The organism is Micromonospora sp. NPDC049679, from assembly GCF_040659735.1.
Lineage (GTDB): Bacteria > Actinomycetota > Actinomycetes > Mycobacteriales > Micromonosporaceae > Micromonospora_I.
Genome location: NZ_JBFANZ010000041.1, coordinates 26031 through 50235 on the forward strand (window position 1 = coordinate 26031; position 24205 = coordinate 50235).

The following is a 24205-nucleotide window of genomic DNA, read 5'->3' on the forward strand; positions in this document are numbered from 1 at the left end:
ACGCGGACGATCAGGCGAGACGTCGCGCCTGCGCGATGACCATCGCCACGAAGTCGAGGGCGTCACGTCGGCGGGCGAGCGGGTCGCGGTAGCCGCGATCGTCGTCGGCGCCGCGCCGAAGCCGCAGGCACTCGTCGATGATCCGCCGCCAGCGCGGGTCGAACGCGGTGCGGGCGTACCGCCCCGCTCCGGACTTCGACGTGATCCCGCCGGTGGCGAGGGTGTAGTGCAGCCGGGCGACCCCGAGCACCCCCCAGACGGGGGCGGTGCCACCGAGGGCGGCCAGACCGGACGGGGAGAGCAGCCGGGAACGCCGCCGCCACCACGGACCCCAGTATTCGTCGAGGTTGTGCCGGGTCCAGCCGGCGAGCTCCGCCCGGTCCGTCGCCACCTCGAACTCGCCCGGCCGCGGTCCGCGCACCGCGACGCCCTGCCGGGCCACGGTATGCCACGTCACGGGGATGCGTTCGCTGGTGGAGGCCGGGCAGAACCGGGCCTGGAAGGCGTTCGGGCCGGGCTGTGCGTGCCGCGGGGCGAGGGCGAGCTCCGACCAGGTCACGTACGGCCCGTCGAAGAACGGTCGTGGGCACTGGCGGGTGAGCAGCGCGTGTGCCCGGCGCAACCCGTGTACCTGCTGATCGTCGGGCTTCGCCGCGGTGACAGCGACGAAGTCGACGTCACTGACGCCGACGTGGAAATCGTCGAGCGCGACGGAACCGGTGAGGTAGAGCCCCTGCACCAGCCCGGGCACGGCGTCGTCGACGGCGCGGAGGTAGGCGTCGAGCACCTCGCGCACGACTGGATGCAGTGTCACCGGGGGCGGCGTCGCCGGGGGAATACTCATCGTCGACGATCCTGCCCGAGCGGCTTCACGATCTCCAACAGCGGCGCCGCCGACCCCGCCGGTTAGGCTCGGGTCCGCAGCTTCACGAAGGGTGGCACAGTGCAGACAATCGACGGACTGGGCGGATTCGCGACCACGCTCGGACTGGACATCGAGGAGGCCTCCGGCGACGGGGTCGTTATCCGCTTCGAGGCCAAACCCCACCTCCTGCAGCCGTACGGCATCGTGCACGGCGGTGTCTACAGCTCCGCGGTCGAGACCGCCGCGAGCATCGGGGCCGCGTTGTGGCTCGCCGATCGCGGGCAGGTCGTCGGCGTGTCCAACCAGACCGATTTCCTGCGGGCGGTGCGCACCGGCGAACTGACCGCGGTCGCGTCCCCCATCCACCGCGGGCGCAGCCAGCAACTCTGGCAGGTGGAGATCACCGACGCCGAGCAGCGGCTGGTCGCGCGTGGCCAGGTCCGACTGCAGAACCTGCAGTCGGCGGACGGGCTGGGCTGACCCAGCCCGTCGCACCCCATCAGGTGGATCGGCTCACCGGCCGGATCAGAACGCGGACCGCCGGTGAGCCGATCGGTATGCGTTACGGCGTGCGCGCGATTTCAGCGAGTACGTCGATGGGCACCTCGACCACCGTCTCATGTGCCGGGATGTCGAGTTGAGATAGCGTCTCCTGGTCGCTGACCCGCCATCCCTGCACGACAAAGGTATTGCGGTCGGTGCGATAGAGCGACGGACAGTTCGTCTGGTTCGACAGCGCTGTCTTGCGGATGAAGGTGAGCTTCAATGCCCCGCCTCCTGCCTCCTCATCAGACGCCACTCGGCCGATTGCCGGGCGACTTTGCCCGGAGTATGCGGGTGGATGTCGGCGCGCACCGACGTTCCGACCAACTTCCGCAAGGTCTGGAGTTTGGAGTCACTACCCGTAACCCCTGGTCCGAGCGGCTTTCACATCCATGGCTTACGATGTGTGGCGGAGCGGCGGATCGAACGTGACCGAAACATTTCCGGTGACCGAACCCGAATGCGACCGCCATGCGTATATGTGAGCGGGAGGCGATTGACGATGGGCATCATGGTCACAGCTCAGCGCCGCGAAGAAACCGGCCCCGACCCCTATTTCCTGCGCGGCCTGCTCCACTGCGGCGAACGACGGCTGGTCCCCGTCTACTCCACGAAAAGCATCCGCTACTACGCCTGCACGAATCTGCGCTGCCGGCGGCTCCTCGTGCTCGCCGAAGAGATCGAGCAACTGGTCTGGACGCGGTACGTGCAGCTCAACGCGGGGGCCGCCGACGGCGTGTGCCGGGACGCGCGACGCGACGCCCTGATGCGGGTGGTGCGCCGCATCAGCATCGGCGCCAGCCTCAACGATCTCGACTTCACCTGGCGCGATTGACCGGGCGGACGCCCCCCTACAGCACGAAAGCGTCCGTCCAGAGCTGACCGGAGCGCCCGGAGAGGGCGTCGAGCAACGCGACCGCCTGGCTGTCGGTCAACGAGGCGACGTGGTCGATGATGGCGCGGCCACGCGCCATCATGTGCCGCTCCGGCGTCCCCGCCGGAAGCTCGGCCTCAGCGAGTTCGACGAGGTCGTGCAGGCGGCGCGGCAACCGCGACTCCTCGTCCGGATCGAGCAGCCACGCGAGGAGCGCTTCGACGAGGGTCGCCAGCAGCCCGGCCTGCCCGCGCTGGTGCAGTGCGAGGTCTGGCCGGGCGAGCACGAACCGGTGATGGACGAACTTGAGGACCTGCACCTCGTGCCACTGGGGCACCGGCAGGCGGACGTGCCCGGAGCGCACCGGCGGCTCGGCGACCACTTCGATGGCGTCGACGAGGCGCCGGGTCCAGCGGGCCGAGAAGCCCGCCACGTACTGCTCGGCCTCGATCGACCCGTCGAAGGGCGCGACCAGCAGCCCGTCGACCAGTTCCCGCCGGACGTGCTCGACCGCCGCGGCGAACGCGTCGTCATCGCTGATCCAGCCGTCCTTGCGGTGCAACTGCCGACGCAGCCGTTCGATCGAGCGCCCCGGCCGCCGCGCGGCCACGTCCAACGCGGGGTCGGGCAGGCGCCGCAACTCCCCGGCCTCGCGCTGCCACGCCATCAACTCGCCGGCCACCGAACCCTGCTGCAGCACGCCGACCCGGTGAAAGTCCTCCACGTCGTGGATCGCGTACGCGATGTCGTCGGCGGTATCCATGATCGACGCCTCGACCGTCTGCTGCCAGTCGGCGATCCGGCCGGCGAACGGCTCCCGCGCCTGCCGCATGTCGGCCGCCTCGGTCGTGTAGGCGCCGAACTTCAGCGATCCGCTCTCCGGGTCCTCCGGCGGCGCCGCCGCACCCCGTGGCGTCGGATCGAGGTGGCGCGGATGGGGCTGCGGGTAGGTGTGCCGGGTCCACGGGTACTTGAGCATCGCCGCGCGCACGGCGGCCGTGAGGTCGAGCCCGATCGTCGAGTCACCGCGGATCTCCGTGCTGGTCACGATCCGGTACGACTGCGCGTTGCCTTCGAACCCGTCCGGCAGACCGAGCCGCTCGCGGGCCAACCGGTCCAGCACCTGCTCGCCGAGGTGACCGAAGGGCGGATGCCCCAGATCGTGGGCCAGCGCGGCGGCCTCCACCACGTCCGGATCGCAACCGCCGAGCTTGTCGAGCAGGTCCCGGTAGCGGTTGTCGCTGGTCAGCCGCTCGGCGACGGCCCGCCCCACCTGCGCCACCTTCAGGCTGTGGGTGAGCCGGTTGTGCACCAGCAGACCCGAGCCGCCCGGGCTGATCACCTGGGTCACGCCACCGAGCCGGGCGAAGAACGGCGACGCCACGATCCGGTCCCGGTCGACGCGGAACGGGCTCATCGCCAGATCACCACGGGCGGTGCTGCCGTCACCGAAAAGGCGGCGGGCGCGGGGGTCATCCGGCCGAATCATGATCTGACGCTAGCGCAGCGCCCGCCGCCCACCCGGCAGGTGTACCCGACACACGGTCGTGTGGTCATCGGGCGGGCAGCCGCGCGACGAGCGTCCGGCCCAGCGCCGGCCCCGCAACCCCGGTTCGTTCCGGCGCGGATCGGCCGACCGGGCAGCGCCGCGCACCGGTAAGGTCGCTGCGTCATCCAGACGCGCACCGCGGGAGGCGCTCGATGCCCAGTGCCGACACGGGTTCGGAATTCACTCTCGCCGAGGAGTTCTTCCTGATCGCGCACGACGACAGCAGCGGGAAGCCCCTGGTCAACGCCGATCTGCTGACCATCGGGCTCGCCGGGTCCGTGCTCGCCGGTCTGGTGCTCGCCGGCCGGGTCACGGTGCTGGAACAGGCGATCGCGCTGATGGACGAGCGACCCGTCGGTGACCCGTTGGGCGACCCGCTCATCGCGGCGCTGCGCCTGCGTGGCGACCGGCATCCGGTGCGCGCTTGGATCGATTACCTGCGCGACGGCCTGACCGGCGCGGTGGCCGAGGACCTGGAGTCGCGCGGGCTGATCCGCGTGGTGCTGGTGCGCCGGCCGCTCACCCGCCGTCCCGCGGCCCGCTATCCCGCGGTCGACCCCGTGAAGGCCGTCGGCCCACGAGTGCGGTTGGGGCATGCGCTGGGGCGGGCCGTGCCGGTCGACGCCCGCACCGCCATGCTGGCCGAGATCGTCCGCGCGACCCGGATGGACGGCTGGTTCGTCGACGTCTACGGCCCGACGGTGCGCGAGCAGTTGACGCGGATCAGAGGCAACCTTCCGCGCACCCTGCGCACCCTCGTCACGGGCATCGACGAAACGGTCGCCGCGGTCGCACTGACCGTCCGCCGCTGACCGACCGGCGCCGGAGCACGCCAACCCTGCCGCACAGCGGGCGGCGGGCTCCTGACGGGAAGCCGCCGCCCGCGCCACTCGGGCGGCCTCAGCCGGCCACCGGGACGTACCCGGCCTCGTCCTCCGTGACCGGGTGCACCGCGCTGCGTCCGATCCCGGCGTAGACGTCTGGGCGGATGCGGCGCAACATCACACCCCAGATCAGGCCGGCGACCGCGGCGACCCCCACCAGCCCGGGGAGCAGCCAGGTCAGGTAACCCGGATTGGTCGGGGCGAGCAGGGCGTCGAAGTTGTAGACGAGGAAGAACAGCACGGTCGCGAGCAGGATCGACGACAGCGCCGGCGCGACCAGCCGCTGCCACACCGTCTCCTCGGTCTGCCGGTTGCGGAAGTAGCCGACGACGGCGATCGAGGTGCCGGTCATCAGGAGCACGATCCCGACGGCGGCGAGCCCGCTGAACCAGGTGAAGAGATCGACGACCGGATCCCGGTCGGTGGCGGCGAAGAGCAGCACGACGGCGAAGGCGAGCAGGCTCTGTGTGACGGAACCGGCGACCGGGGCGGCAGACCGGGTGCCGGTGCGGCCGAGGAAGTCCGGCAGCACCCGCTCACGTCCCAACGCGAACAGGTAACGCGCCACCCCGTTGTGGAACGAGAGCAGGGCCGCGAAGACGCTGGTGATGAAGAGGACGTTGGCGAGGTCGGCGACGAGGGCGCCGGCGTACTGGCCGAGCGGGCCGAACGCCGCGCCGGCGCCCTGCTCCGCGATCACGCCCCCCACGTTGTCCGGCCCGTGCACGACGGAGAGCGCCCAGGCGGAGAGCGCGTAGAAGGCGCCGGTGAAGGCGACCGCGATGTAGCTCGCGCGGGCCACGGTACGGCGTGGGTCGATGACCTCCTCGCTGTAGATGGCGGCGGACTCGAAACCGGCGAAGCAGGCGATGCCGAGCGCCAGCACCGCCCCGAAGCCGGGGACGAAGAGGTTCGCCGGGTTGAGCCCGGCGAAGCTGACCGATCCACCGGCCGGATTGGCGACGGCCACGATGTCGAACACGGCCACCACGACGCACTCCAGGATCAGCAGCACGGCGAGCACCTTGGCGTTGAGGTCGACGCGCAACACTCCGAGGAGACCGATGAGCGCCATTGCCGCAAACGACCAGACCCACCAGGTGACGGCGATGCCGAAGCGGTCCGCCATGAAGTTGCCGAAAATAGCGCCGAAGAGGCCGTACAGCCCGAAGTTGATCGCGTTGTAAGCGGTGAGTGCGACGAACGAACCTGACACGCCGGCGGCCCGCCCCATCCCGTTCGCGAGATAGGAGTAGAAGGCGCCGGCATTGGAGACGTACCGGCTCATCGCCGCGTAGCCGACCGCGAAGATCGCTAGCACGGCGGCGAGGACGATGAACGAGATCGGGGTGCCGATGTTGCCGGTGACGAGAAACGCGGTGGTGATGCCGCCACCGAGCACGGTCAGCGGCGCGGACGCGGCAACGGTGAAGAACACCAGGTGAACGACGCCCAGTCGACGCTTTGCCAGTCCACTGTGGCTCGTTCGATGGCTGCTGGACATACCGTCTCCTCAACGCGAGGGGGGTGAACGTTGATCGGGAGAACAACGCCAAGATCGTACGGTCGCGCGGAGCCACACATCAAGGTCCGTCTACCCGTCATAGTCTCCGAGTGACCGCCGAAATCAACCGGAAACAATTCACGGCTGCAGCGAACTCACCGGTCGGATAACCATGTCGGTCCAATCTCGACCGATGGCTTGAAACGGCGGACCGGGATGCCGTACCGTGCGGCGACGAAACAGGGCGACCCCCTTGTCGATGTGCACGCTCACACCGGAAAACCATGGTTTTCCGCCCGGCCACCCAGGAAGGCCATGAGCACTTTTCGCCTCGCCGACGAGCTTTTTCTCATCGGCCACGACGCATACACCGGCAGGACGGCGGTGCAGAGCGACGTCTTCGACACCGGGCTCGCCGGAGCCGTCCTCGCCGAACTGCTTCTGGACCGACGGATCAGCTGCGCCGACGGCAGGGTCGGGGTCGCGGACCCGCGCGCGTGGGGCGAGCCGGTCTCGGACGCGGCGCTGCTGGAGCTACGGCGACGCGGCCCGGGCTACGTGATGCGGGCGTGGGTGGAGCACCTGCGCCCCACCGCCCGGGACAGCGTCGGGCGGCGCCTGGCCGACGTCGGCGTCGTCCGGCGCGAAGAGGTCAGAGGGTTGCTGGCCCGGCGGACCCGGGTGCGCTATCCGGGGGTGGACCCGACGACGTGCACGCTGCCGCAGGTGCGGCTCAAATACCTGCTGGAACGGCCGGGCTCGATCCACCCCTACATGGCGACGCTCGCGGCGCTGGTGCTCGCCACCGGGCTCGACCACCAACTCGCGGTGACGATGTCCCGGCAACAGGTCCGCGCCCAACTCGCGGAGATCACCGACCGCCTGCCGGCCGAGCTCCGCGCGCTGATCGGCGGGGTGCGAACCGCTGTCGCGGCGATTGCGCTCACGGTCCGCCGCTGACCGGGGTGATCGCGTAGGTTCAAGCCATGATGATCACGAAGTACAGCCACGCGTGCGTACGGCTCGAGCACGAGGGGCGTGTCCTCGTGATCGACCCCGGCACCTGGAGCGAGCCGGCAGCGCTCACCGGCGCCGAGGCCATCCTCGTGACGCACGAGCACGCCGACCACATCGACGTGCTCCGCCTGGCCGGGCTGGGCGTGCCGGTCTACGCTCCCGCCGACGCCGACATCCCCGGTGTCGAGGTTCCCGGGCTGGACGTGACCCGGGTCAGCTCGGGCGACGAGTTCACCGCCGCGGGCTTCCGGGTCCGGGCGGTCGGCGGCCGGCACGCCTTCATCTACGGCGGGCAGCCGGACTGCGCCAACCTCGGCTACCTGGTCGACGACCGCCTCTACCACCCCGGCGACGCGCTCCACATTCCCGACCAGCCGGTCGAGACGCTGCTGGTGCCGGTGCACGGGCCGTGGATGAAGCTGGACGAGGCGATCGACTTCGTCCGCGCGATCAACCCCGCGCGCACCTTCCCGATCCACGACGCGATGGTCAACGAGAAAGGGCTCGCCAGCATCAACGGCTGGTTCGGCCACGCGACTGCCAACGGCTACCGGTGGTTGGCCCCCGGCGAGACGGCCTGACCGTCAGCCGCCGGCGCAGTGCCGGGCGGTACTCGCCGGCACGTCGAGTGTCGGATTGCGGTCGAAGAAGCCCGCGGGCTTGAGCGTGAAGCCGCAGTAGTCGACGGGCATCACCGGCCAATCCTCGGCGCGCGGGAAGTGCGTGGTCCCGAAGGTGTGCCACAGCACGATGTCGGCCCCGTCGATCGGACGGTCCTGCGCGACGAAGGCCGGCAGCCCGGCCCCGCCCGCATGCTGGTTGACCAGGTCACCGGCGGGATAGCGCTCGGCCGGGTCGTAGCGGGTGACCCAGAGGTGCCGGGTCGCGAACGCCGCCCGCCCGGCGATCGACGAGGCGGGGTCGGCGAGCAGGGTGGGTTGGCCCTCCGGGCGCAGCACGTAGCCGACCGGCTGGCGGAGCCGGTTCGTGCGCTCCGGATTGACGATCCGCCACACCCGGCCGCGCCCCGGATCAGCGCTCCGGGACGCCTGTGATTCCGACGCCAGGCGGGTCTCGGAACGGGTGAACGTGTTGCCGTACGGGTTGTCCGGGCCGATCGGGAGCGGACGGACGTCGAGTTCGTCGACGGCGTTGGTGACCCCGTCGACCGTCATGTCGAGCCGGGCGTTGAACAGGTGCTGGTGGTAGGGGGCACCCAGCCCCGGCGCGATCTCGGTCGCGTACGGGCTGCCGGCGACGTAGGCGGAGGTGAAGACCACGCCGGTCGCCTTGACCTCCAGTTGGATCGTGCCGTCGAGGTAGAGGTACCAGTAGAACCCGTAGTCGTAGTTGCCGACCGTGACGAAGAACGAGATCACGAGCCGGCGCTGGCGGCGGGTCTCCGCGGAGCCGGTGAAGAGGTCGGTGTGCTTCCACAGCACGCCGTGGTCCTCTTCGTGCATGCAGATCGCGTTGGGCACCTCGCGGGGCTGGCCGTCGCCGTCGGCGAGGACCGCGTCGAAGTAGTGGATCTCGCCGAGGCAGTCGCAGCCGAGCCGGAGCGAGTTGACCTGCTGACCGAGGAGGTACTCCCCCGCGTCGAAGTAGTTCTGCCAGAACCGCACCGGGCTCGGATCGGCGTAGGGCACCACCATCTCGGCGATCGAGGCCCGGTAGATCAACGGACGGTCGCGTTCGCCGTCGCGGATCGAGATCTGGTGCAGCACCAGCCCTTCGCGCGGGTCGAAGCCGACCCGGAAGCGCCAGTTCTCCCAGCGCACCACGTCGCCGTCGACGCTGAAGCTGGGACCGTCGGGTTGGGTGATCTCAATCGGCTTGAGGGTGGTGCGCGGCGGTCCGGTGTATGCCGGGTCGTCGAAGTTCCCCTCCTCGGTCGGCACCGGGAGCAGCTCGTGGTCGATCAGCTCGACGACCCGGCGCTCGACGAGATCGATGTAGGCGACCACGCCGTCGATGGGATGGGCCCAGCAGTGGTCCTCGGGGCGGTGGGCCAGGAAGGAGAGCACCCGCAGCATGCGACGGCCCCGTTCGCCGGGGATGTCGAAGTCCCCGGCGGAGAGCGGGCACGGCCGCACCAGCGCCAGGTCGGTGATGCCGCGGCGGGCCATCGCCGCACGCCACCCCGGGTCGGCCTTGACGATCTCGTCAACGGCGACGAACTCGTCGAGCAGGATGGGCGGCTGGCCGTCGATCACCGGATCGAGCTCCACGACCGAGTCGATCGTGGCGCGGGTCAGCGACGCCACGACGGTGCGGCAGCGGCCGGTGGTGACGTCGAGCAGCACCGCGCGGACGCGGCGGTCGACCGGGTCCCCGTCGCGGTACGCCAGCACCACGTCCTTGGGCGGCTCCTCCAGGGCGAGCAGCGGAAAGCGGGTGGTCGGGCTCAGCAGGTCGTGCGCGGCGAGGAGCGCGCGGGCCGCGCGGATCTCGTCGGCGGAGAGCCGCTGCAGCGGGTGGCCGGCCGCGACGCCCTGGAACTCGCCCGACTGCTCGCCGACTTCGACTGTCATCGCACCCACCCCGCAGAGTCCCGAATCGATCACTCTGACCTAACCCGATACGCCGCAAGGTGTCCAGCCTTATCGATTTAGTACAGGCCGTGCTCGCGGCCGACCCGCCGACCTCGCCGACGGGGGTGAGCGGCACGTCACATCCCCCGGGTCCGCCCGTTCACGCCCCGCGCGACGAGGGTCGACGACGGTGGGGGCGACGCCCGGCGCGCCGGGCGGGCCGCGCGACAAGCAGGGGGCAAACCCTGCACAATGCAGCGCGTACCCCAGGCAGAAGGTGGAACAGGATCGTGAAGACGGCTATCCATCAGCAGATCGCGGAAGAACTCGGCGTACGCGAGGGGCAGGTGACAGCGGCGGTCGAGCTGCTCGACGGCGGCGCGACCGTCCCGTTCATCGCCCGTTACCGCAAGGAGGTGACCGGCACCCTCGACGACGCGCAGTTGCGCACGCTGGAGGAGCGGCTGCGCTACCTGCGCGAGCTGGAGGAGCGGCGCGGCGCGATCCTGGAGTCGATCGGCAGCCAGGGCAAGCTCGACGAGGCGCTGACCGCGCAGATCATGGCGGCCGACTCCAAGGCCCGGCTGGAGGACATCTACCTGCCGTACAAGCCGAAGCGGCGGACCAAGGCGCAGATCGCCCGCGAGGCCGGGTTGGAGCCGCTCGCCGAGCAGCTCCTCGCCGACCCTGGTCTGGACCCGCGGACGATCGCGGCCGGCTTCGTCGACGCCGAGAAGGGCGTCGCCGACGCCGCGGCCGCGCTGGACGGCGCACGGGCGATCCTGGTCGAGCGCTTCGCCGAGGACGCCGACCTCATCGGTGAGCTGCGCGAGCAGATGTGGTCGCGGGGCCGGCTCAGTGCGAAGGTCCGCGACGGCAAGCAGGACGAGGGGGCGAAATTCGCCGACTACTTCGACTTCGCCGAGCCCTTCACCAAGCTCCCCTCGCACCGCATCCTGGCCATGTTCCGCGGCGAGAAGGAGCAGGTCCTCGACCTGACCATGGAGCCGGAGGAGCCCCCGGCGGAGACCGTGGTCGGGCCGAGCAGCTACGAGCTGCGCATCGCGCAGCGGGTCGGCGTCGCCGACCGGGGCCGCCCGGGCGACCGCTGGCTGACCGACACCGTGCGCTGGGCCTGGCGTACCCGGATCCTCATCCACCTCGGCGCGGACCTGCGCATGCGGCTGTGGCAGGCGGCCGAGGACGAGGCGGTACGGGTCTTCGCCACCAACCTGCGCGACCTGCTGCTCGCCGCCCCCGCCGGCACCCGCCCCACCATGGGTCTCGACCCGGGGCTGCGGACCGGCGTGAAGGTGGCGGTGGTCGACGCGACCGGCAAGGTGGTAGCGACCGAGACGATCTACCCGCACGAGCCGCGACGGCAGTGGGACCAGTCGATCGACGTGCTGGCCCGGCTCGCCAAGGCGCACGGCGTGGAGCTGATCGCGATCGGCAACGGCACCGCCTCCCGGGAGACCGACAAGCTCGCCGGCGAGCTGATCAAGCGGCACGCCGAGCTCAACCTCACCAAGGTCGTGGTCTCCGAGGCCGGCGCGTCCGTCTACTCCGCCTCGGCGTACGCGTCACAGGAGTTGCCCGGCATGGACGTCTCGCTGCGCGGCGCGGTCTCCATCGCCCGCCGGCTGCAGGACCCGCTCGCCGAACTGGTCAAGATCGACCCGAGGTCGATCGGGGTCGGGCAGTACCAGCACGATCTGGCCGAGACGAAGCTGTCCCGGTCGCTCGACGCGGTCGTCGAGGACTGCGTCAACGCCGTCGGCGTGGACGTCAACACCGCCTCCGCGCCGCTGCTCACCCGCGTGTCCGGCATCGGCGCCGGCCTCGCGGAGAACATCGTGCTGCACCGCGACGCCAACGGACCGTTCCGCTCGCGCAGCGCGCTCAAGGAGGTGGCGCGGCTGGGCCCGAAGGCGTTCGAGCAGGCCGCCGGCTTCCTGCGCATCCCCGGCGGCGACGACCCGCTCGACACCTCCAGCGTGCACCCGGAGGCCTACCCGGTGGTGCGGCGCATCCTCGCCGCCACCGGCGCCGACATCCACACGCTGATCGGCAACACCGCCGCGCTGCGCACGCTGAAGCCCAACCAGTTCGTCGACGACACCTTCGGCCTGCCGACCGTCACCGACATCTTCAAGGAGCTGGAGAAGCCGGGCCGCGACCCGCGTCCGGCGTTCAAGACCGCGACCTTCGCCGACGGCGTGGAGAAGCTCAGCGATCTTGTCCCCGGCATGCTGCTGGAGGGCGTGGTCACCAACGTCGCCGCCTTCGGCGCCTTCGTCGACGTCGGCGTGCACCAGGACGGCCTGGTCCACGTCTCGGCGCTCTCCCACACCTTCGTGAAGGACCCGCGCGACGTGGTGAAGCCGGGCGACATCGTCCGGGTCAAGGTTCTCGACGTCGATGTCCCCCGCAAGCGCATCTCGCTGACCCTGCGCCTCGAGGACGAGGTCGACGCCGCAGGGCAGCGCGGCCCGTCCGGCGCCGGGCGCCCGGAGCGCGGACAGCGCGGCGGCGGCCGGGAGGGCGGCGGCCAGCGCGGCGGTCAACGGGGCGGACAGGGGCGCGGCGGGTCGGGTAACAGCGGCGCCGGTGGCGGCAACGCCGGCGGGGGCGCGCTCGCCGACGCGCTGCGCCGGGCCGGCCTCGCCTGAGCCGGACGTCGGGCGTACGGGGAGCCACCTCGGTCCCCGTACGCCCGACGCCGGTCAGAGCCGCGGGGAGCAAGGTCGCGCCTGCCGTGAACTCGGAAACCCCGCGGCCTTATAGCGGCGTGCCCACCACCCGCGGTGTACCCAATGTCGTCCCCGGCACGGTCCAGGCTGGACACGATCCACGTCCATCGGTAATGCCGGTCGTCGACGTCCGTCATCGGGGGCAACCGCGCGCTCCGCGATCCGTACATCGACGTTGACCTGCCCGCGTGGAGGGACGCCGTTCTCTCGTGCCATTGACAGCGCTGATCGCGCGGATCTACCTTCGTGGAGTTACTGGCCGGTTAACATCCACATCGGACGCCGCCCATCACGGCGCCCCGTCCCGGAGGAGCCGCCATGCGGACACGGCCCCCGCGTCTTCCACGCCGACTCCTCGCCGTCACGGCAGGGCTGGCCCTCATCGCCGGTCTCGCCGGCGCCGCACCGGCCCACGCCCACGGGGTCCCGGGCGACCGGCCGTTACCGGGCTACACGATCGACAACCCCCCGCTCCCGCCCGCGCTCGTGCACGGTCAGCCGTCACGGGTACGTCAGGGCGTGCACCGGCACGCGGCGTACACGATCGAGGTGCCGCCGCGCTGGAACGGCGAGCTGCTCATGTGGGCGCACGGCTACCGCGGGCAGGGCAGCGTGCTCACCGTCGACCCGCCCGGCTTCGGGCTGCGGCAGCGGGTGCTCGACCAGGGGTACGCCTGGGCCGCCTCGTCGTACTCCGGCAACGGCTTCGACATCCGCGCCGGCGTGCTCGGCACCCGGGAGCTCGCCCAGCTCTTCGGCGAGCTCGTCCGACGTCCCCACCGCACCTACCTCGCCGGCGTCTCGATGGGCGGATACATCATCGGCCGGTCGCTGGAGCAGTATCCGGGGTTCTACGACGGCGCGCTGCCGATGTGCGGCGTGATGGGCGATCAGACGCTGCTCGACTTCTTCCTGGACTACAACCTCGTCGCGCAGGCGCTGGCCGGGGTGCCCGCCTACCCGCTCCCCGCCGACTATCTGTCCAACGCCGTGCCCCGCATCCAGGCGCGGCTCGGACTGGGCGGCATGACGCCCACCGCCCCCGAGCCCGCCAACGACCTCGGCCGGCAACTGCGGGCGATCACCGTCGAGCGCAGCGGCGGTCCCCGTCCCGGCGCGGACGCGGCCTTCGCCGTCTGGAAGGACTTCCTCTTCGGCATCAGCGCCACCGCCGCCGGGCAGACACCCGCGCAGCGACCCGGCCAGCTCGCGACCAACGTGTTCACCCGCTACCAGCCGAACTCCCCGGTCAACGTGAACGCGGCGGTCCGCCGGGTCGCCCCGGAGAACCTCCGGGAACGGCTCTCCCCCGCGCTCACGCAGGTGCCCCGCATCGACGGCCGACCGTCGGCGCCGGTGCTCTCCCTGCACGGGCTCGGCGACCTGTTCGTGCCGTTCTCGATGGAGCAGGCGTACCGGACGGATGTGGCGCGGCACGGCCGGAGCGGGCTGCTGGTGCAGCGCGCCATCCGGACGGCGCAGCACTGCGAGTTCTCCGACGCGGAGGTCGGCACCGCCTGGGAGGACCTGGTCCGCTGGGTGCGGTCCGGGCATCGACCGGGCGGCGATCCGGTCGCCGACCGCGCCGTCGTGTCCCGACCGGACTACGGCTGCCGGTTCAGCGACCCGGCCGCCTACGCGGGCGGCGTCGGCACCCGCCGGCTCTACCCCGCGTGCCGCTGACGCGACCGCTCGACGCACGACCCGCCGGTTTCGGCGCGCCCCACTATGCGACCGGACCCGCCCCGACCGTGCGGAGTTACGGTGGACCGGGATCGGATCTCCGGCAGGGCACGACGGATCGGGAGCAGCGCGATGAGCAGCTACAGCGACGTCCACCGCAGGAGCCTGACCGACCCGGACGACTTCTGGCTGGCCGCCGCGAAGCTCATCGACTGGGACCGCGCCCCCTCGCGCGCGCTCGACGCGACGAATCCCCCGTTCTACCGCTGGTTTCCCGACGGGGCGCTCAACACCTGCCACAACGCCCTGGACCGGCACGTGACGGCGGGGCACGGCGGGCGCACCGCCCTGATCTACGACTCCGCCTACAGCGGGGAGCAGCGCTCGTACAGCTATGCGGAGCTGCGCGACGAGGTCGCGCGCTTCGCCGGGGTGCTGCGCGGCCTGGGGGTGGTGGCGGGCGACCGCGTGGTGATCTACATGCCGATGGTGCCGCAGGCGGTCATCGCGATGCTGGCCTGCGCGCGACTCGGCGCCGTCCACTCGGTGGTCTTCGGCGGCTTCGCCGCGAAGGAGTTGGCGAGTCGGGTGGAGGACGCGACGCCCCGGGTGCTGCTCTACGCCTCCTGCGGCATCGAACCCCACCGCGTCGTGGAATACAAGCCGATCGTCGACCAGGCGCTGGGCCTGTCCCGGCACCGCCCCGAGGCGGTGGTCGTGCTGCAACGCCCGAGCGCTCCCGCCGAGCTCGGCCCGGCGGAGCTCGACTGGGAGACCGTGACGGCCACCGCGGAACCCGCCGGCTGCGTCCCGGTCGCCGCGACTGATCCGCTGTACGTGCTCTACACCTCGGGCACGACCGGCGGCCCCAAGGGTGTGGTGCGCGACAACGGTGGACACGCGGTCGCCCTGGCCTGGTCGATGGCGAACATCTACGACATCGGCCCCGGTGACGTCTGGTGGACCGCGTCCGACGTCGGCTGGGTCGTCGGGCACTCCTACATCGTCTACGCGCCGCTGCTGGTCGGGGCGACCACGGTGCTCTACGAGGGAAAGCCGGTCGGCACTCCGGACGCCGGCGCCTTCTGGCGGGTCATCGCCGACCACCGGGCGAAGGCGTTGTTCACCGCCCCGACGGCGCTGCGGGCGATCAAACGGGTGGACCCGGCCGGCGCCGAGCTCGACCGGTACGACCTGTCGCGGTTCCGCACCCTGTTCCTCGCGGGCGAACGGCTCGACCCGGAGACCTACCGGTGGGCGAGCGACCGGCTCGACGTACCGGTGATCGACCACTGGTGGCAGACCGAGACGGGCTGGCCGATCGCGGCGAACCTCCGCGGCCTCGCCCCGATGCCGATCAAGCCCGGCTCCCCCACCGTCCCGGTGCCCGGCTACGACGTCCGGATCCTCGACCCGGCCGGGCTGGAGCTACCACCGGGCGTCGAGGGCGCCATCTCGATCAAGCTGCCGTTGCCGCCCGGCACGCTGCCCACCCTCTGGGGCGACGACGAGCGCTACGTCGCCTCCTACCTCTCCCGCTACGAGGGCTACTACCTCACCGGGGACGGCGGCTACGTCGACGAGGACGGCTACCTGTTCGTCATGGGGCGCACCGACGACGTGATCAACGTGGCCGGTCACCGCCTCTCGACGGGCGCGATGGAGGCCGTGCTGGCCACCCACCCGGCGGTCGCCGAGTGCGCGGTCATCGGGGTGCACGACCCACTCAAGGGGCAGGTGCCGCGCGGCCTGGTCGTGCTCAAGGCCGGCGTCGACGTGGATCCGGCGGCGCTGCGCGCCGCACTCGTCGCCGCGGTCCGTGCGCAGATCGGTCCGGTCGCGGCGTTCAGGGACGTCGACGTCGTCGCCGGGCTTCCCAAGACGCGTTCCGGGAAGATCCTGCGCAAGTCGATGCGCGCCATCGCCGACGGCCGCGACGAGCCCGTCCCGTCCACAATCGAGGATCCGGCGGTGCTCGACGCGCTCCGTCCGGTCCTGCGTCAGCAGACGTGACGACATGGGGATCCCGGGATCACGGCTGGCCTCGACCGCCCGTACGACTCTGGTCCTCGTCGACCACGACAACCTGTCGCCGGCTCGCGTCAAGCCGGGACCGATGGCCGTGATGCGCCTCGCGCATGAGGAGGCGCGAGACGCATCACGGTCAGAACCAGACGCGTCCGAACCGCGCCGCCATATCGACGGGGGCCACTAGCCGGCTGGCGCCACACGACTCACGGCGAGCGCACGGTCGCCCCGCCACCCGGCCGGGACCGCGGCCGGCCCGGAGGAACGCGCAGTCAGAGCAGCAGCAGCGGCGTCTTCCAGATGCCCCGGCCGTGGGTGGCCGCGTACAGGAAGCCGTCGGCGCTGACATGCAGGTCGAAGACGGCGGTCAGCGGCAGCGAGAATGGCGTCGAGCCGGACGGGAGGCCGACCCGCCGCCAGCGGACCGTCTCCGGCGTCGCCCGCCGGTCCGCCACCAGCACCCCGAGGTCGGTGCCGACCACGAGCTTGTCGCCGACGACCACCACATCAGTGGCCGGAACGTCCGGAAAGCCGACCGACAGATCGGTCCAGGAGACGTACACGCCGCCGACGCTCTTGGTGAGCTTGCCGCGGTAGACGTGCTTGACCCCGGCCCCCGGCCCCTCGATGAAGCGCCGGTTGAACCCGTTGAACACCAGGTAGACCGTCGAGTTCGTCGGGTCCGACGGGTCGAAGGTCACCGCGTCGGGATAGCGGTTGGGCAGACCGGTCAGGTCCAGCTCCGTCCACGTGCCGCCCCAGTTGGTGGCGACGCCACGGGTGAATCCGGCGCTGTTGCAGTTGGCCTGGCCGCACCAGGACGCGATGTAGGTGTCCTTCGTCGGGTCGGTCGGCGCCTTCCGATCCGCCACGGCGTCCACGCCGACGATCAGTCGGGCGCCGGTCGCGTCGAGCGTGTACTGCTTCTGCCAGCCCTTGTTCGGGTCGGCCGCCGCCTGCTGCCCGGTGTAGCTGAACCCGTGATCGTGGCGCCAGAACGAGTTCCCACCGGCGACCCAACGCTCGCTGGCCCCGTCTCCGACGTTCTTCGAGCCCCGCACCACCCGGAACGGCGCGGTGAAGCGCGCGTTGACGTCCGGCACGGTGATGTCGAAGATTGCGCTCGTGTCGCCCTTGCTCTGGCCGCAGGTGGTGGTCAGCCAGAGGGCGAGGAAGACGTACTCGTCGAGGATCTGGCAGCCGTTGCGCGGGTTGACGATGATGTCCCCACCGTCGCCGCCGAACGGACCGACCTGCTTGCGCGCGCCGGCCCGCAACAGCGAGCCGCCGTTGTCCTGCAGCCCGCCGGCGACCGCGAAGCCCCGTCCGTTCGGGTCGCGGCCGGTGCCGACGGAGTAGTACTGCAGGACGTGGAGGCCGGCGTTGTGGTTGGACCAGTCGGTGGCGTGCCCGGCGGCATCCTCGGTGCTCGTCGCCGGCGCGAGGGGCCGCGAGTAGACCCCACCGTCGTTGCCGATCAGCACCGTGCCGTCCGCGATGGCGATGGAGTGCTGGTCGGGGTGGGTGGTCGACGGGCAGCCGCCACTCGGGACGGACGGATCGAAGCAGTCGGATCCGACGTTCCAGTACGGGCCGATGGTCTTCCAGGTCGCCCCGCCGTCCTCGGTCTCGTAGACCTCTTCCAGACCGACGTAGACATGCTGCGGGTTCGTCGGGTCGACCGCGATGAAGTTGTTGTACCAGGTCTGAACGCCGGGCGGATATCCCTCATCGGCGCTGATGGCCGAGCCGGAGTTCTCCAGCTTCACGGAGTCCGCGATCCTGGTCCACGGCCCGCTCACGCCGTCCGTGGAGGTGAACACGCCGGCCAGCGAACTGGCGCCTGCGGCCAGCCCGGCCGGGCTCTCCTGCACCAGGTAGAGGCGACTGCCGTCGGCGGAGGCGGCGAACTCGGCGTTGCCGATGTCGGCGTTGTCGATGTCGCCGGTCAGCGTGGCCCGGCCGAACGAGCCCGGCCCACCGCCCGTGGTCGAGACGTAGTAGCCGTTGTAGGCCGCACCCGACCGCCATGCGACGTTCGCCAGCACGGTCCGGCCGTTGGTGCCGGGCTGGATCAGCACGTCGTTGACGATGTTGTCGTACGGCTTGGTGATGTCGGCGTCGGACGCCGGGTTGGGCAGGAACACCTGCTCCCATGGTTCGGCGTGCCGGCCCGGGTCCGTCGAGTGCCGCCAGAGCCCGCGGCTGGTCGCCGCGTAGACGGTGCCGGCGCCGTCAAACCGGATCTTGTTGATGCTGCGCGACTCGAGTTCCTCGCCGCCGACCCGGTCGTCCTTGCTGAACCCACCGGCCCGGCGGGCGTCGCGCAACCGGTAGACGCCGGCGCCGGTGTAGGACGTGGCGCCGGTGTTGGCCTCACCGGTGGCGTACCAGAGGGTGTCACGGGCGGTCTCGTAGGCGAGGTCGCCGGTGGAGAGCGCCAGGATCCGGTCGGAGATCGGTTTCCACTCCCCGCCGGGAGCGAGCTTCTTGCGGAACACGCCGCCGTTGGCCCCACCCGCGAAGACGTATCCGTTCCCCGCTGCCAGCCCGGTGACCCGGCCGGCGACATTGCCCCAGCCGCTGCCCGAGTTGGAGTAGAACGGGTCACGGTAGCTGGGGTCGTCGGAGTCGTACGGCTGGCCGGTGACCTCCAGCCACGGGCTCAGCGTTCCGCGCAGCCCCTGCAGACCCGCGAGCGCCTCGCCGTACTCGCCGGGCTCGACCGCGCCGTAGGGGGCGAGTCGCGCGCCGGCCTCCTGCGCGGCGAAGGTCTTGAGCCCCGCCTGACCGGCGTGCGCGCCGGCCACCGGCTTCGGACGGTTGATCGGCCGGTCCACCTCCGCGTAGGCGGGGGTGGGGGTGGCCGTGGCGGCAGCGATCACCGCGACGACCGCCACCGCCCCCCACCGACGCCGCGCGCGACGATCGTGAAGAACAGAGAGCATCGGGTTCCTCTCCACGCCGGGCTCCCCCGTGAGGCGCACCCATTGGCGCCCCGGCCTGTACCGGACGGTAGCCGGACGGAGACGTAACCGGAAGATGGCGTTCGGACAGTCCACCCTGGCAGAAAAGAACCCCGATGCCCAGCGTTACATGGAGGTCATCGCCCCACGGATCTGGACGAGGACGGAATCGGGGATCTCCGCGATCTGGTGGTCCTCACGGGCGTGCACGGCAGCGGCCGCCAGGATCTCGGTCTCGTGACCGGTGAACACCGACTGGCAGCCCGGCATGACGTCGCCGCAGCGGAACTTCTTCATGGGTTTCCCTTCGGGTCGACCGCCCCTGCACCCGGGACAGGGGTCGGTGGCTAACGGTTGGCGGCGGCCAGTGTGGCGTCGACCAGCTCCCCCAGATCGAGGATGCCGATGACCTGGCCATTCACATCGGTACAGACCAGCGGCGCGCCGCGTTGCCACGCGGGACGGCCGAGTGCCCGCCGGGCGACGTCGCGCGGAGCAGAGGAGGGCGCCACGGTCATGGCCGGGACGACGTAGAGCAGGTCGTCCGGACCCGGGACCAGCACGCTGAGCGGCCGTCCGTCCACGTCGATCAACACGGTCGTCGCGCCGAAGCGGTCCGACGTGCCGGATGCCCGGTCGGCCACATCCGACACGACCGCGCAGTCGCGGACCAGGTGCGCGATGTGGTCGGTGAGGCTCACCCGCAGCGCGCAGTCGCGCAACAGCGCGACGACGTCGGGGGCGAGGCGCGGCCAGCCGGGCGCGGGTCGACCGAGCAGCCAGCCCTGCACCAGCGGCACCCCCAGGGAGGTGAGAGTGCGCAGTTCCGCCTCGGTCTCCACGCCTTCGGCGAGCACCCACCCGTCCATCCGGCTGGCCAGCTCACCCATCATCTCGACCATGCTTCGGCGGACCGGGTCGCGGTCGATTCCCGTGACGATCGCGCGATCCAGCTTGACGATGTCGGGTCGCACCGACATCAGCTGTTCCAGACCCGAATAACCGGTGCCGGCGTCGTCGACGGCCACCAGGCCACCGAGCGCGCGCACCTCGTCGAGAACGGCGTGCAGTGCCGCGTCGTCCGAGGACCGCACATGTTCGGTCAGCTCGACGACGACGCCGTCGAGGCGACCCCCGGTCAGCAGCGCGTCGCGCACCTCGGGGTGGGCCACCAGGTGGGGTTCGGCGTTGACGGTGACGAAGGTGTTGGGCGGCAGTCCGGACCGGAGCGTCAGCGCGCGTTGGACCACCCGCGCGGTCAGGGTGGGGGCGAAGCCGAGCTGGTCGGCGCGGGCGAACCAGCGGTCGGGTGTCGCGGCGGGCTCCGTCGGAAAACGCGAAAGCAGCTCGAATCCGGCCACGGTTCCCGCGCCGAGATCGACGATCGGCTGGGCGACCAGCGACGGCTGGTCGGCCACGGCGAGCACGCGCCGCAGGGCTGCCGACCAGTCACGGTCGGCAGCCGCGAGGTCGGCGTCGGCACCGGGCGGAGGTGTCGCGCTCACGGTGGTGGTATCGGCGGGGACGGGGGCGAGTTGAGTCGTCACCGCCGCGATCGTCGAGATACCCGTCACGGCAGCCCGGCACGGACTCTCACGGTTCCCGGGCCCGCACCGGCGAGCCCGGGAACCGCGCTAAGGCGTGAGGGCGATGGCCTGCTCCGGGCAGGCGAGCGCGCCACGTTCGGCGGCCCGTTGGCGCTCCGCGGGGACGAATTGGGCGTCCGCGATTGCGTAGCCCTCCTCGTCGAGCTGGTAGACCTCGGGCGCGAGCGCGGCGCAGCGGACGTGGCCACTGCACCGTTCGCGGTCGACGGTGACGCGCACGCTGACCCCTTACGCCGGCAGTTCCACGCCGCGTGGTTCGCTCGGCGTGAAGGTGGCCGGCATGTTGACGAAGCCGTTGATGATGCCGATCGAGTCGTTACGGCGGGCGGCGCTGCGGTCGATGGTGTAGTCGGGCATCCGGTCCAGCACGCCGCGCAGCATGATCTGGAACCACGACCGCGCGTAGTTGGAACCGATGCACCGGTGGATGCCGAGCCCGAAGCTGGTGTGCGGGTTGGGGAACCGGTCCAGCTTGGCCTCCGCCGGGTCGTCGAAGACCTCCGGGTCGCGGTTGGCGGCGGCGAAGGACATCAGCACCCGGTCGCCCGCGCGCATCCGCTGCCCGCCGAGCACCACATCCTCGGTGGCGGTACGGGCCAGGGCGGGCACCGGCGTGAAGATCCGCAGGAACTCCTCGGTCGCGTGCTCCATCAGCGACGGATCGTCGATCAGCCGCTGCCGCTGCTCCGGGTGGTCCTGCAGCCACCACAGCGTGTTGGAGAGCAACGCGGTCGTGGTGTCCACGCCGCCCTGCATGACCAGCAGCGCGATGAGCACGATCTCGCCGTCGGAGAGCCGCTCCCCGTTGACCGTGGCCTTCGCGAGTCCACTGAGCAGCCCGTCAGCCTCCTCGTCGCGCAGCCGTGGCACCAGTGCGCCGAGAGCGCCGCCGAGTTGTTGCAGCGCGTTCATGCAGCGCAGGTATTCCGGGCCGCCGGCGGGGTTCGAGACGATGCCGTGCATCGGCTCGGCGAACGTCTGCCAGTCGTCGAGCGGCAGACCGGCCAGCTTCATCGTGGCGAGCGCCGGCACCGGGTTGCCGAGGTCCAGCACGAAGTCCATCCGCCCGGTCGCGCAGACCTTGTCGAGGAAGGCGTCGACGGCCTGGCGGACGAACGGCTCCAGCGCGCGGGCCGCGGTGGGCGAGAAGTACGGGTTGAGCATGCGCCGGTAGACGTTGTAGAGCGGGGGGTCGAACTCCATGGGGACCTGGAGCATCGGGTTCGGCGGGATCACGATCCCCTGGCGGGGGTCTTCCGGGTCCTCCATGTTGTGCGTGGAGGTGAAGGTGGCGTCGTCACGGATGACCCGGCTCACGCTGGCGTAATCGGACACCAACCAGAAGCCGCCGTAGGTGCTGGAGTGGGCAACGGGGCACTTCGACAGGTTGGTGTCGGAGATCTCGCGCCAGTTGTCCCGGTATTCAGGGGTGTAGTGGTCAAATTCGATGCTCGGGGGGGTGCCCGCACCGGTCTCCACGGACGGATCGACAGACATGGGGCAAACTGTACTGCCCCGGACGTTCCGGCGGGAGTGGGAAAATCGACGACGGCATCAGCGTTGGGCCCGCCGGATCAGCTCCTCCATGAAACGTATCAGCACCTCCTTTGTGGAGGAACGGTCGCGTGCGTCACAGAGCATCACCGCCACCTCGTCGTCGAGGTTGAGCGCGATCCTGATGTCGGCGGCGTCGTAACGGCGGGCACCGTCGAAGCAGTTCACCGCGACGATGAACGGGATGCTCCGCTTTTCGAAGTAGTCGATCGACGGGAAGCTGTCCTCGAGCCGTCGCGTGTCGACCAGTACCACCGCCCCAAGCGCCCCCAGCGCCAGCTCGTCCCAGACGAACCAGAACCGGTCCTGTCCCGGCGTGCCGAACAGGTAGAGGATCAAAGTCTCGCTGAGGGTGATCCGGCCGAAGTCCAGCGCGACCGTGGTCGTGTGCTTACCCTCCACACCGGAGAGATCGTCGATGCCGATGCTCTCGGTCGTGATCAGCTCCTCGGTGCGCAACGGCTCCACCTCGCTGACCGAGCCGACCATCGTCGTCTTACCGACGCCGAACCCGCCGGCGATCAGGATCTTGACCGCCATGGGCATGGCCCGCGCCGTCGTACCGCCGGCGACGCTGTCGTCAGAGTGCGCGTAGGCCATCGGCCACCGCCTTCAGGATCTTGAGATTGGGTGTGGAGGCCTGACTGGTCGCGGAGCGCACGATCAGCGCGCCCCGGCCCCGCAGGTCGTCGAGGAGAACACGGACCACGCCCGCCGGCAGGTTGACGCGGGCGGCGATCTCCGCCACCGATACCGGGTGTCGCGCGTGCTCCAGGATGGACAGGTGTTCGGGTTCCCATGCCTCCTCCGGTCGCGGCGGCCGGGCCGCGACCACGAGGGTGATCAGGTCGAAGTCGGCCGAGGCGCGGGTGCGCCCGTGCGTCATGGCGTACGGACGGACGAGCGATTTCCGCGGCTCCTCCTCCGCCTCCGGCTCGGGCCGGCTCATCGCGGCTCCAGCCGACCGCGGACCTGCATCACGCTCTCCCCTGCTGGAAGAGCCGGTCGGCGGCGGGTGCGGGAGCCTGGTGCGGCGAGGATCGCGAAACGGTCGCGAGGCTCTTTCCGACGCGCTGGATGAGCAGGTTCATCTCGAACGCCACCAGCCCCACGTCGCAGCCGGCGATCGAGACGACCGCGAGGTTCGCCCCGTAACCGGCGGCGGTCACGAACAGGAAGCCGGTGTCCAGTTCGACCACGGTCTGCCGCACGGCACCGCCCTCGAAGTGCCGCCCGGCGCCCCGGGCGAGACTCTGAAACCCGGACGCCACGGCGGAGAGATGCTCAGCGTCGGCGCGCTCCAGCCCGGCGGAGGCTGCGATCAGCAGCCCGTCGGCGGACAACAGGATCCCGTGGCGGATGTCCGCCACCCGCTGCACCAGATCCTCCAGCAGCCAGTTCAAGTCGCCTACCGCGCTCGTACGCTGGATCATCAGTTCTCCTCATCGGCGTGCTCGGCCGTCGCCGGGTTCGTCGTGTCCGGTGTGGACGGTAGGTCAGCGTCGTCGGTGACCTGCTGCCGCCCCCTCGCTGTGCCGCTCTGGTAGGCGCTCATCATCTGGCGGATCTCCTCGGGCGACCGCGCGGGCCGCAGCGGCTGGTCCACCGGCGCCGGCGCGACCGCCTCGCGCAGCCCCGGCGCGAGCCGTGCCTGGCGGACCCGGACCGGCAGTCCGAGATGCGTCTTCCCCGCCGAATCGGCGTCGTCGGTGGATGCCGCGTCGGCGGCGCCGTCCGCCCGCGCCCGCGTGCAGCACAACAAGGTCGGGGCCTGGATGGACGGCCCGATGACCAACTTCACGATCCGCAACAGCCGGATCCTCGACCAGTCCGCGGACGGGGTG

General features: G+C 71.0%; 21 protein-coding genes and 1 pseudogene. 8 read left to right on the forward strand and 14 right to left on the reverse strand.

Features of this window, described 5'->3' with window-relative positions:
• Positions 1-10: 10 nt before the first annotated feature.
• Positions 11-844: an aminoglycoside adenylyltransferase domain-containing protein gene (locus AB0J06_RS22185; protein WP_357430855.1), complete on the reverse strand. Its 834-nt coding sequence runs from the start codon at positions 842-844 to the stop codon at positions 11-13.
• Between the two features lie 99 nt (positions 845-943).
• Here AB0J06_RS22185 and AB0J06_RS22190 point away from each other — a divergent pair, with 99 nt between their 5' ends.
• A complete protein-coding gene (locus AB0J06_RS22190) occupies positions 944-1345 on the forward strand; it encodes a PaaI family thioesterase (RefSeq protein WP_357430856.1) in 402 nt (133 codons plus the stop codon).
• Between the two features lie 82 nt (positions 1346-1427).
• Here AB0J06_RS22190 and AB0J06_RS22195 read toward each other — a convergent pair whose 3' ends face one another.
• On the reverse strand, positions 1428-1631 hold the full coding sequence (locus AB0J06_RS22195; RefSeq protein ID WP_357430857.1) for a hypothetical protein: 204 nt from the start codon (positions 1629-1631) through the stop codon (positions 1428-1430).
• 288 nt (positions 1632-1919) lie between these two features.
• On the opposite strand from AB0J06_RS22195, the gene AB0J06_RS22200 reads away from it, so the two are divergent.
• A complete protein-coding gene (locus AB0J06_RS22200; RefSeq protein WP_357430858.1) occupies positions 1920-2243 on the forward strand; it encodes a zinc ribbon domain-containing protein in 324 nt (107 codons plus the stop codon).
• Between the two features lie 16 nt (positions 2244-2259).
• Here AB0J06_RS22200 and dgt read toward each other — a convergent pair whose 3' ends face one another.
• Positions 2260-3771 (reverse strand): dGTP triphosphohydrolase, encoded by a 1512-nt coding sequence (gene dgt, locus AB0J06_RS22205; protein WP_357430859.1) that lies wholly within the window; start codon positions 3769-3771, stop codon positions 2260-2262.
• A 212-nt stretch (positions 3772-3983) separates the two neighbouring features.
• On the opposite strand from dgt, the gene AB0J06_RS22210 reads away from it, so the two are divergent.
• Positions 3984-4643 carry a GPP34 family phosphoprotein gene (locus AB0J06_RS22210; protein WP_357430860.1) on the forward strand — a complete coding sequence of 220 codons (660 nt, stop codon included), beginning with the start codon at positions 3984-3986 and terminating at the stop codon, positions 4641-4643.
• An 88-nt stretch (positions 4644-4731) separates the two neighbouring features.
• Here the strand turns inward: AB0J06_RS22210 and AB0J06_RS22215 are convergent, their stop codons facing one another.
• Positions 4732-6219, reverse strand: coding sequence for an APC family permease (locus AB0J06_RS22215; protein WP_357430861.1), 1488 nt, complete (start codon positions 6217-6219; stop codon positions 4732-4734).
• A gap of 315 nt (positions 6220-6534) precedes the next feature.
• Here AB0J06_RS22215 and AB0J06_RS22220 point away from each other — a divergent pair, with 315 nt between their 5' ends.
• Positions 6535-7179, forward strand: a complete 645-nt coding sequence (locus tag AB0J06_RS22220) for a GPP34 family phosphoprotein (protein ID WP_357430862.1) — start codon at positions 6535-6537, stop codon at positions 7177-7179.
• Between the two features lie 26 nt (positions 7180-7205).
• Complete coding sequence (locus tag AB0J06_RS22225) at positions 7206-7817, forward strand: MBL fold metallo-hydrolase (RefSeq protein ID WP_357430863.1); 612 nt, start codon at positions 7206-7208, stop codon at positions 7815-7817.
• 3 nt (positions 7818-7820) lie between these two features.
• On the opposite strand, the gene AB0J06_RS22230 is transcribed toward AB0J06_RS22225, so the two are convergent.
• Entirely contained in the window at positions 7821-9770 is a 1950-nt protein-coding gene (locus AB0J06_RS22230) for a primary-amine oxidase (protein WP_357430864.1), read from the reverse strand.
• Between the two features lie 290 nt (positions 9771-10060).
• Between AB0J06_RS22230 and AB0J06_RS22235 the strand changes: the two genes are divergently transcribed.
• The 3 genes from AB0J06_RS22235 to AB0J06_RS22245 all read left to right on the forward strand — a co-directional run bounded on the left by AB0J06_RS22235 (position 10061) and on the right by AB0J06_RS22245 (position 16219).
• On the forward strand, positions 10061-12442 hold the full coding sequence (locus AB0J06_RS22235) for a Tex family protein (RefSeq protein ID WP_357430866.1): 2382 nt from the start codon (positions 10061-10063) through the stop codon (positions 12440-12442).
• A gap of 399 nt (positions 12443-12841) precedes the next feature.
• Positions 12842-14206 carry a hypothetical protein gene (locus AB0J06_RS22240; protein ID WP_357430868.1) on the forward strand — a complete coding sequence of 455 codons (1365 nt, stop codon included), beginning with the start codon at positions 12842-12844 and terminating at the stop codon, positions 14204-14206.
• Positions 14207-14338: 132 nt separating this feature from the next.
• Positions 14339-16219: a propionyl-CoA synthetase gene (locus tag AB0J06_RS22245; RefSeq protein ID WP_357430870.1), complete on the forward strand. Its 1881-nt coding sequence runs from the start codon at positions 14339-14341 to the stop codon at positions 16217-16219.
• 287 nt (positions 16220-16506) lie between these two features.
• Here AB0J06_RS22245 and AB0J06_RS22250 read toward each other — a convergent pair whose 3' ends face one another.
• The 9 genes and pseudogenes from AB0J06_RS22250 to AB0J06_RS22290 all read right to left on the reverse strand — a co-directional run.
• A complete protein-coding gene (locus AB0J06_RS22250) occupies positions 16507-19197 on the reverse strand; it encodes a glycosyl hydrolase (protein ID WP_357430872.1) in 2691 nt (896 codons plus the stop codon).
• 129 nt (positions 19198-19326) lie between these two features.
• Entirely contained in the window at positions 19327-19497 is a 171-nt protein-coding gene (locus tag AB0J06_RS22255) for a DUF1059 domain-containing protein (RefSeq protein ID WP_357430874.1), read from the reverse strand.
• A gap of 50 nt (positions 19498-19547) precedes the next feature.
• Complete coding sequence (locus AB0J06_RS22260; protein WP_357430876.1) at positions 19548-20747, reverse strand: EAL domain-containing protein; 1200 nt, start codon at positions 20745-20747, stop codon at positions 19548-19550.
• A gap of 87 nt (positions 20748-20834) precedes the next feature.
• The gene (locus tag AB0J06_RS22265) at positions 20835-21026 is read right to left on the reverse strand and encodes a ferredoxin (RefSeq protein ID WP_357430878.1); all 192 of its coding nucleotides are present in this window, start codon (positions 21024-21026) and stop codon (positions 20835-20837) included.
• A 9-nt stretch (positions 21027-21035) separates the two neighbouring features.
• Positions 21036-22304 carry a cytochrome P450 gene (locus AB0J06_RS22270; RefSeq protein WP_357430880.1) on the reverse strand — a complete coding sequence of 423 codons (1269 nt, stop codon included), beginning with the start codon at positions 22302-22304 and terminating at the stop codon, positions 21036-21038.
• Between the two features lie 57 nt (positions 22305-22361).
• Positions 22362-22907, reverse strand: a complete 546-nt coding sequence (locus AB0J06_RS22275; RefSeq protein ID WP_357430892.1) for an ATP/GTP-binding protein — start codon at positions 22905-22907, stop codon at positions 22362-22364.
• A gap of 34 nt (positions 22908-22941) precedes the next feature.
• Positions 22942-23310 (reverse strand): DUF742 domain-containing protein, encoded by a 369-nt coding sequence (locus AB0J06_RS22280; RefSeq protein ID WP_357430882.1) that lies wholly within the window; start codon positions 23308-23310, stop codon positions 22942-22944.
• A 28-nt stretch (positions 23311-23338) separates the two neighbouring features.
• The gene (locus tag AB0J06_RS22285; protein ID WP_357430894.1) at positions 23339-23797 is read right to left on the reverse strand and encodes a roadblock/LC7 domain-containing protein; all 459 of its coding nucleotides are present in this window, start codon (positions 23795-23797) and stop codon (positions 23339-23341) included.
• Positions 23794-24205 (reverse strand): annotated as a pseudogene (locus tag AB0J06_RS22290) (hypothetical protein); the annotation flags it as partial. The gene AB0J06_RS22285 and the pseudogene AB0J06_RS22290, both read right to left, overlap by 4 nt.

Bases quoted from the DNA above. Each gene is read 5' to 3' on its own strand.
- AB0J06_RS22185 (WP_357430855.1), bottom strand. From the start codon at position 844: ATGAGTATTCCCCCGGCGACGCCGCCCCCGGTGACACTGCATCCAGTC.
- AB0J06_RS22200 (WP_357430858.1), top strand. From the start codon at position 1,920: ATGGTCACAGCTCAGCGCCGCGAAGAAACCGGCCCCGACCCCTATTTC.
- dgt (WP_357430859.1), bottom strand. From the start codon at position 3,771: ATGATTCGGCCGGATGACCCCCGCGCCCGCCGCCTTTTCGGTGACGGC.
- AB0J06_RS22210 (WP_357430860.1), top strand. From the start codon at position 3,984: ATGCCCAGTGCCGACACGGGTTCGGAATTCACTCTCGCCGAGGAGTTC.
- AB0J06_RS22215 (WP_357430861.1), bottom strand. From the start codon at position 6,219: ATGTCCAGCAGCCATCGAACGAGCCACAGTGGACTGGCAAAGCGTCGA.
- AB0J06_RS22220 (WP_357430862.1), top strand. From the start codon at position 6,535: ATGAGCACTTTTCGCCTCGCCGACGAGCTTTTTCTCATCGGCCACGAC.
- AB0J06_RS22225 (WP_357430863.1), top strand. From the start codon at position 7,206: ATGATGATCACGAAGTACAGCCACGCGTGCGTACGGCTCGAGCACGAG.
- AB0J06_RS22230 (WP_357430864.1), bottom strand. From the start codon at position 9,770: ATGACAGTCGAAGTCGGCGAGCAGTCGGGCGAGTTCCAGGGCGTCGCG.
- AB0J06_RS22240 (WP_357430868.1), top strand. From the start codon at position 12,842: ATGCGGACACGGCCCCCGCGTCTTCCACGCCGACTCCTCGCCGTCACG.
- AB0J06_RS22245 (WP_357430870.1), top strand. From the start codon at position 14,339: ATGAGCAGCTACAGCGACGTCCACCGCAGGAGCCTGACCGACCCGGAC.
- AB0J06_RS22255 (WP_357430874.1), bottom strand. From the start codon at position 19,497: ATGAAGAAGTTCCGCTGCGGCGACGTCATGCCGGGCTGCCAGTCGGTG.
- AB0J06_RS22270 (WP_357430880.1), bottom strand. From the start codon at position 22,304: ATGTCTGTCGATCCGTCCGTGGAGACCGGTGCGGGCACCCCCCCGAGC.
- AB0J06_RS22275 (WP_357430892.1), bottom strand. From the start codon at position 22,907: ATGCCCATGGCGGTCAAGATCCTGATCGCCGGCGGGTTCGGCGTCGGT.
- AB0J06_RS22280 (WP_357430882.1), bottom strand. From the start codon at position 23,310: ATGAGCCGGCCCGAGCCGGAGGCGGAGGAGGAGCCGCGGAAATCGCTC.